This is a genomic window from Pseudomonas sp. SR18, assembly GCF_023701505.1.
Classification (GTDB): Bacteria; Pseudomonadota; Gammaproteobacteria; order Pseudomonadales; family Pseudomonadaceae; genus Aquipseudomonas; species Aquipseudomonas cyclaminis.
In genome coordinates, this window is the sequence record NZ_JAMQAU010000005.1 from 82,930 (window position 1) to 97,058 (window position 14,129).

Sequence of the window (14,129 nt, forward strand, 5' to 3'; positions counted from 1 at the left end):
GCCAGGCAATAAAAAGCCCGACATCATCATCGGGCTGGAGTTGGCCAGGCAGGCCGGTAAATCTCTGGTTGCCGCGTCGGATGTTCATCCAGGCGCGTTACGGTTGCGGCTAGCCTAGCCGGATATCCCGTTCTGTACAGTCTTTTCCCACATCTTTCCTATAATTGATTTCGTGAATATTTGAATATTGGCGAAGCGTGGGCCTATGGTTGGGGTTCTGAAATGACTGGAAAGTCGCGTTTTTCCTAGCCTTTCGAGCGATTGACAATTGCCTGGAATTGGATGAAGGTGGCGTACCCAAATCAAACGGGCGTATGAATTGAGCGTTTGTCTGTCAGACCGCTCATACATGCATCCCGACTATCGCATTGGCGGGTGTGCCTGGCGGATTGGAGTGAGCATTGACCTAGCGGCCAGTGTCCAACCAGAGGCCAGCGTCCAATGTGTACTGTTCAGCTTCCATATCGTGGAGATCAGTTGATGATTTACGAAGGTAAAGCCATCACGGTTAAGGCTCTTGAAAGTGGCATCGTCGAATTGAAATTCGACCTCAAGGGTGAGTCCGTCAACAAGTTCAACCGTCTAACCCTGAACGAACTGCGTCAGGCCGTAGACACCATCAAAGCAGATGCTTCGGTCAAGGGCGTGATCGTTTCCAGCGGCAAGGACGTGTTTATCGTCGGCGCTGACATCACCGAATTCGTCGACAACTTCAAGCTGCCCGATGCCGAGCTGGTGGCTGGCAACCTCGAAGCCAACAAGATTTTCAGCGATTTCGAAGACCTCAACGTACCGACCGTTGCCGCGATCAATGGCATCGCGCTGGGCGGCGGCTTCGAAATGTGCCTGGCCGCAGACTTCCGCGTCATGTCGGCCACTGCCAAGATCGGCTTGCCTGAAGTCAAGCTGGGCATCTACCCAGGTTTCGGCGGCACCGTACGTCTGCCGCGCCTGATCGGGGCCGACAACGCCATCGAATGGATTGCCGCAGGCAAGGAAAACCGTGCTGAAGACGCGCTGAAAGTCGGCGCTGTCGACGCCGTGGTTGCCCCGGACAAACTCGCCGAAGCTGCACTTAACCTGATCAAGGGCGCCATCAGCGGCGAATTTGACTACAAGGCCAAGCGTCAGCCGAAGCTGGAAAAACTCAAGCTCAACGCCATCGAACAAATGATGTCGTTCGAAACCGCCAAAGGTTTCGTGGCTGGCCAGGCCGGCCCGAACTACCCGGCGCCGGTTGAAGCGATCAAGACCATCCAGAAAGCCGCGAACTTCGGTCGCGACAAGGCACTGGAAGTAGAAGCGGCAGGCTTCGTCAAACTGGCGAAAACCTCGGCGGCCCAAAGCCTGATCGGCCTGTTCCTGAATGATCAAGAACTGAAGAAAAAGGCCAAGGCCTACGACGAAATCGCCAAGGACGTGAAACAGGCCGCCGTACTCGGCGCCGGTATCATGGGCGGCGGTATCGCCTATCAGTCGGCGTCCAAAGGCACGCCGATCCTGATGAAGGACATCAACGAGCACGGTATCGAGCAAGGCCTGGCCGAAGCGGCCAAGCTGCTGGTAGGTCGCGTTGATAAAGGTCGCATGACCGCTGCAAAAATGGCCGAAGTGCTTAACGGCATTCGTCCTACGCTGTCCTACGGCGATTTCGGCCATGTCGACTTGGTCGTCGAGGCCGTTGTCGAGAACCCGAAGGTCAAGCAGGCGGTACTGGCTGAAGTTGAAAGCCACGTCAAAGACGACACGATCCTGGCGTCGAACACCTCGACCATTTCCATCTCGCTGCTGGCCAAGGCCCTCAAGCGTCCGGAAAACTTCGTCGGCATGCACTTCTTCAACCCGGTACACATGATGCCGCTGGTGGAAGTGATCCGTGGCGAGAAGTCCAGCGAACTGGCCGTTGCCACCACCGTTGCCTACGCCAAGAAAATGGGCAAGAACCCGATTGTGGTCAACGACTGCCCGGGCTTCCTGGTCAACCGCGTGCTGTTCCCGTACTTCGGCGGTTTCGCCAAGCTGGTCAGCGCCGGTGTGGACTTCGTGCGTATCGACAAAGTCATGGAAAAATTCGGCTGGCCAATGGGCCCGGCGTACCTGATGGACGTGGTCGGCATCGACACCGGCCACCACGGTCGCGACGTAATGGCTGAAGGCTTCCCGGACCGCATGAAAGACGACCGCCGCTCGGCGATCGACGCGCTGTACGAGGCCAAGCGCCTGGGCCAGAAGAATGGCAAGGGCTTCTACGCCTACGAGGCGGACAAGAAGGGCAAGCAGAAGAAAGTCGCCGATCCATCGGTGCACGAAGTGCTCGCGCCGGTCATCTACGAACAGCGTGAGGTGTCCGACGAGGACATCATCAACTGGATGATGATCGCCCTGTGCCTGGAAACCGTGCGCTGCCTGGAAGACGGCATCGTCGAGACCGCCGCCGAAGCCGATATGGGCCTGGTGTACGGTATTGGCTTCCCTCCATTCCGTGGCGGTGCGCTGCGTTACATCGACTCGATCGGTGTGGCTGAATTCGTTGCCCTGGCTGATCAATACGCTGATCTGGGCCCGCTGTACCACCCGACCGCGAAGCTGCGTGAAATGGCCAAGAATGGCCAGAGCTTCTTCGGTTAAGCGCCCAGACGACTAGAGCGAGAATATTTATGAGCTTGAATCCAAGAGACGTGGTGATTGTCGACTTCGGTCGCACGCCGATGGGCCGCTCCAAGGGCGGCATGCACCGCAACACCCGCGCTGAAGACATGTCCGCGCACCTGATCAGCAAACTGCTGGAACGCAACGTCAAGGTCGACCCGAACGAAGTCGAGGACGTGATCTGGGGCTGCGTCAACCAGACCCTGGAGCAGGGCTGGAACATCGCGCGCATGGCCTCCTTGATGACCCAGATCCCGCACACTGCGGCGGGCCAGACCGTCAGCCGCCTGTGCGGTTCGTCGATGAGCGCGTTGCACACCGCCGCCCAGGCGATCATGACCGGCAACGGTGATGTGTTCGTGGTCGGTGGTGTGGAGCACATGGGCCACGTCAGCATGATGCACGGCGTTGATCCTAACCCGCACATGTCCCTCTACGCGGCGAAAGCCTCGGGCATGATGGGCCTCACCGCGGAAATGCTCGGCAAAATGCACGGCATCACCCGCGAAGCCCAGGACGCGTTCGGCGTACGCTCCCACCAACTCGCCCACAAGGCGACGGTGGAAGGCAAGTTCAAGGATGAAATCATCCCGATGAACGGCTACGACGAGAACGGTTTCCTGAAACTGTTCGACTACGACGAAACCATTCGTCCGGATACCACCCTGGAAAGCCTGGCAGCCTTGAAACCTGCCTTCAATCCAAAGGGCGGCACCGTGACAGCCGGCACTTCGTCGCAAATCACCGATGGTGCTTCATGCATGATCGTGATGTCGGCGCAGCGTGCCCAGGACCTGGGCATCCAGCCACTGGCGGTGATCCGTTCGATGGCCGTGGCGGGTGTGGACCCGGCAATCATGGGCTATGGTCCAGTACCGGCCACACAAAAAGCCTTGAAGCGCGCGGGCCTGACCATCTCTGATATCGACTTCTTCGAGCTCAACGAAGCTTTCGCCGCACAGGCCCTGCCAGTGCTGAAAGATTTGAAAGTACTCGACAAGATGAATGAGAAGGTTAACCTGCACGGCGGTGCGATTGCCCTGGGCCACCCATTCGGTTGCTCCGGTGCACGTATTTCCGGCACTTTGCTTAACGTGATGAAGCAAAATGGCGGCAACCTTGGGGTTGCCACCATGTGCATTGGTCTCGGCCAAGGCATTTCCACCGTCTTCGAACGCGTCTAAGCGTTGAGTTGACGGAAGCCGGGGCCCAGTGCCCCGGTTTTTGTTTTTGGGTGGTCTTGTATTTTTTTTTTAACAAATTTTGTAAGAGGGCCAGAGCATGAAAGTTGAACCAGGGCTCTACCAACATTACAAGGGGCCGCAGTACCGCGTTTTTAATGTGGCACGGCACTCTGAAACTGAAGAAGAAGTGGTGTTCTACCAAGCGCTGTATGGTGAATACGGCTTTTGGGTGCGCCCCTTGAGCATGTTCCTGGAGACCGTCGAAGTTGACGGCGAACAGGTCCCGCGCTTTGCTTTGGTCCAGGCCGAACCCAGTCTTTTTTCAGGGCAATAACGGCAGGCCGCGCAGAATGCTGCGCTTGACCTCACCTTGTTGCCACTATATATAGCGTTGCCGCGTCAGGCGCCAACTGCCTTTCACTTCTCGAATTCAGGAATTTTCCGATCCATGGGCAAATCGCTGGTCATTGTGGAATCCCCGGCTAAGGCCAAGACCATCAACAAGTACTTGGGTAACGAGTACGTGGTGAAGTCGAGTATCGGCCATATCCGAGACCTGCCCACCAGCGGTTCGGCTAGCGCCAGCAAGGAGCCTGCCGCCAAGCGCGGCAAGGCGGCTGCGGGCGAAGGCCCGGTGCTCACGCCAAAAGAGAAAGCGCGCAAGCAGCTGGTCTCGCGCATGGGTGTGGACCCGGATCATGGCTGGAAGGCCAAGTACGAAATCCTTCCGGGCAAGGAAAAGGTCATCGAAGAGCTGCGCCGGCTCGCCAAGGATGCTGACACCATCTATCTCGCAACGGACTTGGACCGCGAAGGGGAAGCCATTGCCTGGCACCTGCGGGAAGCCATTGGCGGTGACGACAGCCGCTACAAGCGTGTGGTGTTCAACGAAATCACCAAGAAAGCCATCCAGGAAGCCTTCTCCAAGCCAGGTGAGCTGGACATTGACCGCGTCAACGCCCAACAGGCCCGTCGTTTCCTCGACCGCGTCGTGGGTTACATGGTCTCGCCGCTGCTGTGGGCGAAGATCGCCCGTGGCCTGTCCGCCGGCCGTGTGCAATCGGTAGCGGTCAAGCTGGTGGTGGAGCGTGAGCGTGAGATCCGTGCGTTCAACCCTGAGGAATATTGGGAAGTCCACGCCGACCTCGGTACTGCCAAGGGCAACAACGTCCGTTTTGAAGTGGCCCGCGAGAAAGGCGAAGCCTTCAAGCCGCTGAACGAAGCCCAGGCCATGGCTGCGCTGGAAAAGCTCAAGGCGTCCAGCTACAGCATCGTCAAGCGCGAAGACAAACCGACCAGCAGCAAGCCGTCTGCACCCTTCATTACTTCCACCCTGCAACAGGCCGCGAGCAACCGCCTGGGCTTTGGTGTGAAGAAAACCATGATGATGGCCCAGCGTCTGTACGAAGCCGGCTACATCACTTATATGCGTACTGACTCCACCAACCTGTCGCAAGACGCGGTGGCGATGGCGCGTACGTATATTGAAAGCGAGTTCGGCAAGAAGTACCTGCCGGAAAAGCCGAACGTCTACAGCAGCAAGGAAGGCGCCCAGGAGGCTCACGAAGCGATTCGTCCTTCCGATGCCAACACCGAGCCAAGCAAGCTGAGCGGCATGGAGCGCGACGCTGAGCGCCTCTACGAGCTGATCTGGCGCCAGTTCCTGGCCTGCCAGATGCTGCCGGCGCAATACCTGTCGACGACCGTCAGCGTGGGTGCTGGTGACTTCGAGCTGCGTGCCAAGGGCCGTATCCTCAAGTTCGACGGTTACACCCGCGTAATGCCGCAAATCGCCAAGCCGGGTGACGACGATGTGTTGCCGGACATGGCCCAGGGCGACACGTTGAAGCTGATCAAGCTCGACCCGTCCCAGCACTTCACCAAGCCGCCGGCGCGTTATTCGGAAGCCAGCCTGGTCAAGGAGATGGAAAAGCGCGGTATCGGCCGTCCTTCGACCTATGCGGCGATCATCTCGACCATCCAGGACCGTGGATACGTCGCGCTGCACAACCGTCGTTTCTATTCGGAAAAGATGGGCGACATCGTGACTGAGCGCCTGTCCGAGAGCTTCTCCAACCTGATGGACTACGGCTTTACCGCCGGCATGGAAGAGAACCTCGATGACGTGGCCCAGGGCGAACGCGACTGGAAAAACGTACTCGACGAGTTCTACGGCGACTTCAAGAAGAAACTTGAGGTAGCTGAAAGCCCTGAGAGCGGCATGCGTGCCAACCAGCCGGTGATGACTGACATCCCGTGCCAGACCTGTGGCCGCCCGATGCAGATTCGTACCGCGTCCACCGGCGTGTTCCTCGGTTGCTCGGGCTACAGCCTGCCGCCGAAAGAGCGCTGCAAGGCCACGGTCAACCTGGTCCCTGGTGATGAAATCGCGGCCGACGACGAGGGTGAGTCCGAGTCGCTGGTATTGCGTGGCAAGCACCGTTGCCCGATCTGCAGCACGGCGATGGACGCCTACCTGCTGGACGAGAAGCACAAGTTGCACATCTGCGGTAACAACCCGGATTGCAACGGCTACGAGATCGAAGAGGGCACTTACCGCATCAAGGGCTACGAAGGTCCGAGCCTGGAGTGCGACAAGTGCGGCAGCGAGATGCAGCTTAAGACCGGTCGTTTCGGCAAGTTCTTCGGCTGCACCAATCCGACCTGCAAGAACACCCGCAAACTGCTGAAAAGCGGTGACGCAGCGCCGCCGAAGATGGACCCGGTGAAGATGCCTGAACTCAAGTGCGAGAAGGTCAACGACACTTATATCCTGCGTGACGGCGCCTCGGGGTTGTTCCTGGCAGCGAGCCAGTTCCCGAAAAACCGTGAGACCCGTGCGCCATTGGTGCTGGAGATCGTGCCGCACAAGGACGAGATCGATCCTAAGTACCACTTCCTGTGTGAAGCGCCGAAGAAGGACCCGGATGGTCGTCCAGCCGTGATCCGCTACAGCCGCAAGACCAAGGAGCAGTACGTGCAGACCGAAGTGGACGGCAAGCCTACCGGCTGGAAAGCGTTCTACGACGGCGGCAAGTGGAAGGTCGAAGACAAGCGCCAGGGCGCTTGATCCGCCGAATACCCCGAAGATCCAATGTGGGAGGGGGCTTGCCCCCGATAGCGGTGCATCAGTCATACACATGTCGGCTGATAGACCTCTATCGGGAGCAAGCCCCCTCCCACATTTGCATCGGCGTGTTTGTGTAAGTGAAGTTCCTTCTCACGTAAGCAGCCGTACATGGCACTTGCAGTCGACTCGGCTGATCCGTGACACTGTTCAGCCAGCATCACGCCTATTCGTTGTGGAGATTTGCCGTCATGGCCAACGAACTCTATACCCGTACCAATCAGAAAATTTACTTCGCGGGTTTGTCCCTGGAAGCCCTTGGCCGTGCCGAGGAAGGGAAGGAGATGAATGCTATCGCGTTGGTCCAGGCGGGGCGTGAAGCAGCTTTATTTCACCTGTACGGCGCGTTGCTGGGGCTGTGTCATGAAATCGCCGGCTTCTACCGTTTGCCACAGGCCGGTTCGCCCCGTGCGGAAATGATCATGAACCGTGAAGTGCTGGAGAGCATGGCGATTCCTGAGCTGTCGGAACTGGTAGAAATGGCCCAGAGCCCTGACAGCTGGGTGGCGCGCCTGCTCAAGGCCCATGCCGATATGTTCCAGCCGCCGCGTGTTCCCCACGTACCTAAGGGGGATGTGACTCAGCCGTTGATCGTGGCAATTGCGCTGGAAGAGGACGAGCCGAAGCCACTGAGCCGGGAAGAGTTGGAAGGCTGGCGTCAGGAGCTGAAAAAGATGGCGCTGCGCTTTCGTGAAGGCCTGAACGAGTGCTGAAGCTTGGGCGGGCGCAGAAAGCACCGTTCATCAAGCTGTAAAGAAACCTCGCCAGAACCTCAACGAGGCTGGGAGGATGACTGATATAATCCCGGCCTTTGGTGGAGAACAGACTTTTATGCCGACGTCCTTTCTGGAAATTGTTGAGTTGCCTGACGGCCGAATCGAGCTGCGCCGGGCTGAGGACGAGGGTTCTCTGGTTATCCTGGATTTTTCCGAGGACGCAAAAGCGTTCCTGCAAGGCCAACACGTGGAAGTGGCAAAAGCCATGTTGAGCGTGGGCGTGCAGATGGCTGGCCGCCTGGCGGAAGGCGAACCGGAAAAAGAGGATGGTTCGCGGGTTCTCCACTGAATGTGGGTTCGCTGTTGTGGTGAGCGGGCTTCTGTGGTGAGCGGGCTCACCATAATGAGCATGCTCACCACAGAAGCCCGCTCCGTTCCCTTATAAGGCCTGGCCTTTTATCCCAATCGAATATTCAAACTCTGTGCATCGCCCGTGCGTGCTGCGCTGACCAATTGCTGCTTGGCTGCCGCATTCAGCGGGTTCAGCCAGCTCACCACCGTATGACTACGACCCAGGCGCAACGCCTCACATGTCAACTGCTGCGCACTTTGCGCACCACGCGGTTGTAGCAGCAGGATACGCTCACGGTTAAGACCGGCGTCCCGTAGCCAGGCCTGGGTCAGGCTGGCGGGTGGGGCGATCAGGGTCAGCCAGCGTGCATCCTGCTCTTCGCTCAGATCACGAAGAATCGGCGCCAATAGGCTCAGGCAGCTCCCAGCCGCACCGCGCAACGACAGTTCACTGAACGCCTCGGGTTCGGCGCTCCAGGGCGCCTCGACCGTTTCCTTGAGAATGGGCGAAAGGGGTTGGGCCATAAAGGCCTCGAACAGCGACAGTTGAGTGTGTTGTGGGGTGTGTATGAGCTGCATGGTGCCTCCTCTAGCGGCGAATGACGCCGACGCTCAAGCCTTCGATCACCAGGTCCTGATCTTTCAGGTTCACTTCAATTGGAGCGAACTCAGGGTTCTCAGCCAGGAGCCAGACCTTGCTGCCTTCGCGCTTGAAGCGTTTAACGGTGACTTCATCGCCGATGCGAGCGACGACGATCTGGCCATTACGGGCTTCGCGGGTGGTGTGGACGGCCAGCAGGTCGCCATCAAAGATGCCCACGTCTTTCATGCTCATGCCGTGTACCCGCAACAGGTAGTCGGCACGCGGATGGAAGAAGGTGGGGTTGATGTTGCAGGACTCCTCGACGTGCTGCTGTGCCAGGATCGGCGCACCAGCGGCAACACGGCCGATGATCGGGAGTGTCGATTCGTCGGCCTTGGCTTCGAAGCCAGGGATACGAATACCGCGCGAGGCACCGGGCGTCATCTCGATCGCGCCTTTGCGAGCGAGGGCCTTGAGGTGTTCTTCAGCGGCATTTGGGGACTTGAACCCCAGTTCCAGCGCAATTTCGGCTCGTGTCGGCGGGTAGCCGTTGTCATCGAGGCAGCGCTTGATAAAAGCCAGAATCTCAGCTTGGCGTGGCGTCAGTTTTAGCATGTTGATCGCTCTGTCTTTTTATACAGTGACTGGGATTATATACAGTGGACTGCGCTTGGCAATCATCCTTTTGTTCGCCTCCGCTGGACGGTCGTTCGCCATCCTTCCTACAGCGCAGAGATAGCGCTGCCTACAGACCCGTAAGGATGTGATTAAATAGTGATGAAATAGATGACTACCCGGCCGGAAAGCGAACCCGCAGGCTTGACAAGACACACCCTGAAACGTATGTTTCAAACAAGTGTTTGTCAGGCGGAGTAGTCATGGCCCAGTCGGAAACCGTTGAACGCATTCTCGATGCTGCCGAGCAATTGTTCGCGGAAAAAGGATTTGCTGAAACTTCATTGCGGCTGATCACCAGCAAGGCCGGGGTCAATCTCGCTGCCGTGAACTACCATTTCGGCTCGAAAAAAGCCCTGATCCAGGCGGTGTTCTCGCGCTTCCTGGGGCCGTTCTGCGCCAGTCTCGATCGTGAACTTGAGCGTCGCCAAGCCAAGGCCGACCACAAACCCAGCCTCGAAGAGCTGCTGGAGATCCTCGTCGAGCAAGCCTTGGTGGTTCAGCCTCGCAGCGGTAACGACCTGTCGATCTTCATGCGGCTTCTAGGCCTGGCGTTCAGCCAGAGCCAAGGCCACTTGCGGCGCTACCTGGAAGACATGTACGGCAAGGTTTTCCGTCGCTACATGTTGCTGGTCAACGAAGCGGCGCCGCGTATTCCTCCTATCGAACTGTTCTGGCGCGTGCACTTCATGCTCGGTGCGGCAGCGTTCAGCATGTCCGGTATCAAGGCATTGCGTGCGATTGCCGAGACCGATTTCGGCGTTAACACCTCCATCGAACAGGTCATGCGCCTGATGGTGCCGTTTCTCGCCGCAGGCATGCGCGCCGAGACCGGCGTGACCGACCCTGGCATGGCCGCCGCGCAACTGCGCCCACGCAGCAAATCTGCACCAGCCCCCGCCAAGGTTTGACGGTGCCGGGTGTGCGCGGCAGCTTGCATCCGCTAAGCTAGCCGCCATGTCGAATTCAGCTATTTACTCGCAACCCGTTGTGCTTGCTGCTCTTATCGCGTGAAGCAAGGGCAACGGGTTGTTTGCGTTATTTAAGGAAGGTTTATGACTGCTGCCCTGCAAGGTTCTTTGATGGTCGACGTTGCCGGTACCTGGCTGACGGCCGAGGATCGCCACTTGTTGCGCCAGCCTGAAGTGGGCGGCCTGATCATTTTTGCGCGCAATATCGAGCACCCGCGCCAGGTGCGGGAGTTGAGTGCGGCGATTCGTGCCGTGCGCCCAGACCTGCTGCTGGCCGTCGATCAGGAAGGCGGTCGTGTACAGCGCCTGCGCCAGGGATTTGTGCGCCTGCCGGCCATGCGCGCACTGGCGGACAACTCCAACGCTGAATACCTGGCCGAGCAGTGCGGCTGGGTCATGGCCACGGAAGTGCTTGCCGTCGGCCTGGACCTGAGTTTCGCCCCGGTACTCGACCTGGACTACCAGCGCAGCGCCGTGGTCGGCACCCGTTCCTTCGAGGGCGACCCCGAGCGTGCCGCCGTGCTCGCGGGCGCCTTTATTCGTGGCATGAACAGCGCCGGTATGGCCGCCACGGGCAAGCACTTTCCGGGTCATGGTTGGGCTGAGGCCGATTCCCACGTCGCCATTCCCAATGACGAACGCAGCCTGGAACAGATTCGCGCCAATGACCTGGTGCCTTTCGCACGCCTGAGCAAGCAATTGGCAGCAGTGATGCCGGCGCACGTCATCTACCCACAGGTTGACGCCCAGCCCGCCGGCTTCTCGCGCCGATGGTTGCAGGACATCCTGCGCGGCGAGCTGCAATTTGACGGCGTGATTTTCAGCGATGACCTGTCCATGGCCGGTGCCCATGTGGTCGGCGATGCGGCCAGTCGTATCGAAGCGGCATTGACGGCCGGTTGTGACATGGGGCTGGTGTGCAATGATCGTGCAGCAGCCGAGCTTGCTCTGACTGCGGCGCAGCGGATGAAGGTCACACCGTCTGCCCGTATTGCGCGGATGCGCGGGCAAGGGATTGCTTCGGCGGAGTACAAGCAGGATCCGCGCTGGTTGGCAGCGCTTAGGGCGTTGCGGGATGCTCAGCTGATCGACTGAAGACTGAGTCGCTTCTATCGGGGGCAAGCCCCCTCCCACATTTGTATGTGGGGGGCTTGCCCATGATGGCGATCCGCCAGTCAGCGCTTCTCTTGCTTATTGGGCAGCGGCGCAAACAACGCTTCAATATCCTCGTTGCCCAACTGCCAATCCCCGGTGGTTCGTCCATCCAGCACACCCGCCGCCAGGTCGGACTTTTCTTTTTGCAGGTGCTGGATTTTCTCTTCCACCGTGCCTCGGGCAATCATCTTGTAGACGAACACCGGCTTCTCTTGCCCGATGCGATACGCACGGTCGGTCGCCTGGTTTTCCGTTGCGGGGTTCCACCACGGGTCGTAGTGGATCACCGTGTCTGCTTCTGTGAGGTTCAGGCCTACACCGCCGGCCTTCAAACTGATCAGAAAAATCTGCAACTTGCCGCTCTGGAAGTCCTTCACCGGCGTGCGCCGATCCCGGGTTTGACCGGTGAGCAGTGCGTAGGCAATGCCGCGCTTTTTCAGTTCGACTTCGATCAGGCTCAGCATCGAGGTGAACTGGGAAAACAGCAGGATCCGCCGGCCTTCGGCAAACAGCTCGTCGAGCATGTCCAGCAGGCTGTCGAGCTTGCCCGAGCTGCTGCCACGGGCGGGCAGGGTGGCGTCGTTGACCAGGCGCAAGTCGCAGCACACCTGGCGCAGCTTGAGCAGCGCTTCAAGGATGATGATCTGGCTGCGCGCCACACCTTTGCGGGTGATCTCGTCGCGGACCTTCTTGTCCATGGCCAGGCGCATGGTTTCGTACACATCGCGCTGGGCTTCGTGAAGGTCGACCCAGTGGATGATTTCGGTCTTGGGCGGCAATTCTGTCGCCACTTGTTCCTTGGTGCGGCGCAACAGGAAGGGTTTTATCCGACCGTTGAGGTGCTGCAATCGCACTTCGCTGGCGCGCTTTTCGATGGGCACGCGGTAGTCACGGTTGAAGCTTTTTACGTCGCCCAGCCAGCCCGGCAGCAGGAAGTGGAACAGCGACCACAGCTCGCCCAGATGATTTTCCAGCGGCGTGCCACTCAGGCACAGGCGCTGTCGTGCATTCAACTCACGCGCTGCCTGGGCTGCTTTGCTCGACGGGTTCTTGATGTATTGGGCTTCGTCGAGGATCAGCACATGCAAGGGCAGGGCAGCGAGGGTGTCGATGTCCTTTGGCAGCAGCGCGTACGTGGTAAGCAGCAGGTCATATTTCTGCAGATTGGCGAAATGTTTCTTACGTGTCGCGCCGTACAGGGCTTGCACCCTGAGTTGCGGAGTGAAGTGGGCTGCCTCGTCGAGCCAGTTAGGAATCAGGCTGGTGGGCATCACCACCATGCACGGTCGATCCAGGCGCCCGGCGATCTTTTCGCTGAGGATATGCGCCAAGGTCTGTAGGGTTTTGCCTAGGCCCATGTCATCCGCAAGAATCCCGCCGACGTCCAGCTGGCGCAGCGACTGCATCCAGCTCAGGCCTTCCAACTGGTATGGGCGCAAAGTCGCGTTCAACCCTTCGGGCGCGACGCAGGTGAAGTCCTTGATATCCCGCAGACGTTGGGCAAAGTTGCGGATCTTCTCACCGCCTTCCCATTGCAGCGGCAGGTCTTCCAGCGGGTTCAACCGAATAGCATCGGCCTTGGCCAGGCGCAGCGTGGTGCTGCCGGCTTCCTGTAGGTAAAACTCGCCAAGCGTCGCCAGTACTGGCTTCAGGCGTCCGTAAGGCAATGCCACTTGCAGTGGGCCGTGGCCGTTGGGCAGGCCAGGGATGTTCACCAGGATCAGTTCGTCATCGCGACGGCGTGCGAGTTTCTCCGGGTTGAGAATCTCGGTGTGAGAGCGCATCAGGTTCAGCAGAATCGGCAACAGGCTCAGCCGTTCACCGTTGACGATGATCCCCAGTTCCAGGTCAAACCAGTCGCGCTCCGGCCCTTCGTCGACGGTGGCGTACCAGTCGTCCACCGTGCTCAGGTCGAAACCGAAATCCTCATCAATCTGCAACTCCCAACCTTCGGTGCGCAAAGTGGGCGAAACGTTGAGGGTGAAGTTCAGCCAGGCACTTTCATTGACCATCTCGAACAGCTCGCCAGCGCTTTCCGGCAGTGCCTTGCTCTGGCGTGTGGCGATCTTGAAGCCCAGCAGGCGCAGTTGTTCGCGATAGGGTTGTTCCAGCCCCGGGTGGCGCTTGATGCGCAGGCTCTGGGTTTCCTGGCGTACGATAATGTCGGCGTTCTTTTGCCCGCTGACATAGTGGCCCAAGTAGTTGAACGACAGCGCCGCACGGTGCTGGATATAGCGCTGCATCCTGCCGTTGCGCGGTTCGAACGCACTGAACTCGACACTCGCCAGCCACAGGCGCGGGATCGGCAGCACGTCCTCCATCACCACCTGCGGTAACACCACGCGGTTGTCCAGCACAGCCTGGAGCTTCTCCAGCAGCTCGGCATCCTGGGCGGCGGCCGGGTAGGCCAGGGTTTCCTGGACCTTGAGCAAGACGGCGGCGATATGTTTGCAATTGGTATGCACCGGGCAGGTGCAGCGGCTGTCCACCAGGATCAGCGAGCCCTTGGCCGATTCGCGCAGCGAGATGGTCTGTCGGTAAACGTTGCCGCCCGAGCCTTCGCAGTTGGCGATGATGGTGCTGTCACCGGATTCGACGATGCGTACCCGATTCTCCAGCGCATAACGTCGCCCGCGCTCCAGGCTCTGCTCTTTGAAGCGATTGGCCCACGAAGGGGCCAGGGGTTTGGTCAACGACGACGTCTGGGGCATGGCGCTG

General features: G+C 59.1%; 11 protein-coding genes. 8 read left to right on the top strand and 3 right to left on the bottom strand.

Translation table 11 applies throughout. The features are described from left to right. The first annotated feature begins 480 nt into the window (after positions 1–480). The 6 genes from fadB (at position 481) to NDJ82_RS09810 (ending at position 8,025) form a co-directional block, all read left to right on the top strand. Positions 481–2,628 carry a fatty acid oxidation complex subunit alpha FadB gene (gene fadB / locus NDJ82_RS09785; protein ID WP_099587434.1) on the top strand — a complete coding sequence of 716 codons (2,148 nt, stop codon included), beginning with the start codon at positions 481–483 and terminating at the stop codon, positions 2,626–2,628. A gap of 29 nt (positions 2,629–2,657) precedes the next feature. After that, positions 2,658–3,833 (top strand): acetyl-CoA C-acyltransferase FadA, encoded by a 1,176-nt coding sequence (gene fadA, locus NDJ82_RS09790; RefSeq protein WP_026136849.1) that lies wholly within the window; start codon positions 2,658–2,660, stop codon positions 3,831–3,833. A 97-nt stretch (positions 3,834–3,930) separates the two neighbouring features. Continuing rightward, positions 3,931–4,167 carry a DUF1653 domain-containing protein gene (locus tag NDJ82_RS09795; protein WP_112194093.1) on the top strand — a complete coding sequence of 79 codons (237 nt, stop codon included), beginning with the start codon at positions 3,931–3,933 and terminating at the stop codon, positions 4,165–4,167. Positions 4,168–4,281: 114 nt separating this feature from the next. After that, positions 4,282–6,903 carry a type I DNA topoisomerase gene (gene topA, locus NDJ82_RS09800; protein ID WP_095184112.1) on the top strand — a complete coding sequence of 874 codons (2,622 nt, stop codon included), beginning with the start codon at positions 4,282–4,284 and terminating at the stop codon, positions 6,901–6,903. Between the two features lie 248 nt (positions 6,904–7,151). Continuing rightward, a complete protein-coding gene (locus NDJ82_RS09805; RefSeq protein ID WP_099587431.1) occupies positions 7,152–7,673 on the top strand; it encodes a DUF6586 family protein in 522 nt (173 codons plus the stop codon). A 118-nt stretch (positions 7,674–7,791) separates the two neighbouring features. Then, on the top strand, positions 7,792–8,025 hold the full coding sequence (locus NDJ82_RS09810; protein ID WP_032889274.1) for a hypothetical protein: 234 nt from the start codon (positions 7,792–7,794) through the stop codon (positions 8,023–8,025). A gap of 107 nt (positions 8,026–8,132) precedes the next feature. Here NDJ82_RS09810 and sulA read toward each other — a convergent pair whose 3' ends face one another. Next, entirely contained in the window at positions 8,133–8,606 is a 474-nt protein-coding gene (gene sulA, locus NDJ82_RS09815) for an SOS-induced cell division inhibitor SulA (protein WP_099587430.1), read from the bottom strand. 10 nt (positions 8,607–8,616) lie between these two features. Beyond that, entirely contained in the window at positions 8,617–9,225 is a 609-nt protein-coding gene (gene lexA / locus NDJ82_RS09820) for a transcriptional repressor LexA (protein ID WP_003172575.1), read from the bottom strand. Positions 9,226–9,488: 263 nt separating this feature from the next. On the opposite strand from lexA, the gene NDJ82_RS09825 reads away from it, so the two are divergent. Together NDJ82_RS09825 and nagZ are read left to right on the top strand one after the other, a co-directional pair. Continuing rightward, the gene (locus tag NDJ82_RS09825; protein ID WP_099587429.1) at positions 9,489–10,196 is read left to right on the top strand and encodes a TetR/AcrR family transcriptional regulator; all 708 of its coding nucleotides are present in this window, start codon (positions 9,489–9,491) and stop codon (positions 10,194–10,196) included. 144 nt (positions 10,197–10,340) lie between these two features. Next, a complete protein-coding gene (gene nagZ / locus NDJ82_RS09830) occupies positions 10,341–11,351 on the top strand; it encodes a beta-N-acetylhexosaminidase (RefSeq protein ID WP_099587428.1) in 1,011 nt (336 codons plus the stop codon). A gap of 80 nt (positions 11,352–11,431) precedes the next feature. Here the strand turns inward: nagZ and NDJ82_RS09835 are convergent, their stop codons facing one another. Next, positions 11,432–14,122 carry a DEAD/DEAH box helicase gene (locus NDJ82_RS09835; protein ID WP_250925362.1) on the bottom strand — a complete coding sequence of 897 codons (2,691 nt, stop codon included), beginning with the start codon at positions 14,120–14,122 and terminating at the stop codon, positions 11,432–11,434. Positions 14,123–14,129 lie beyond the last annotated feature (7 nt).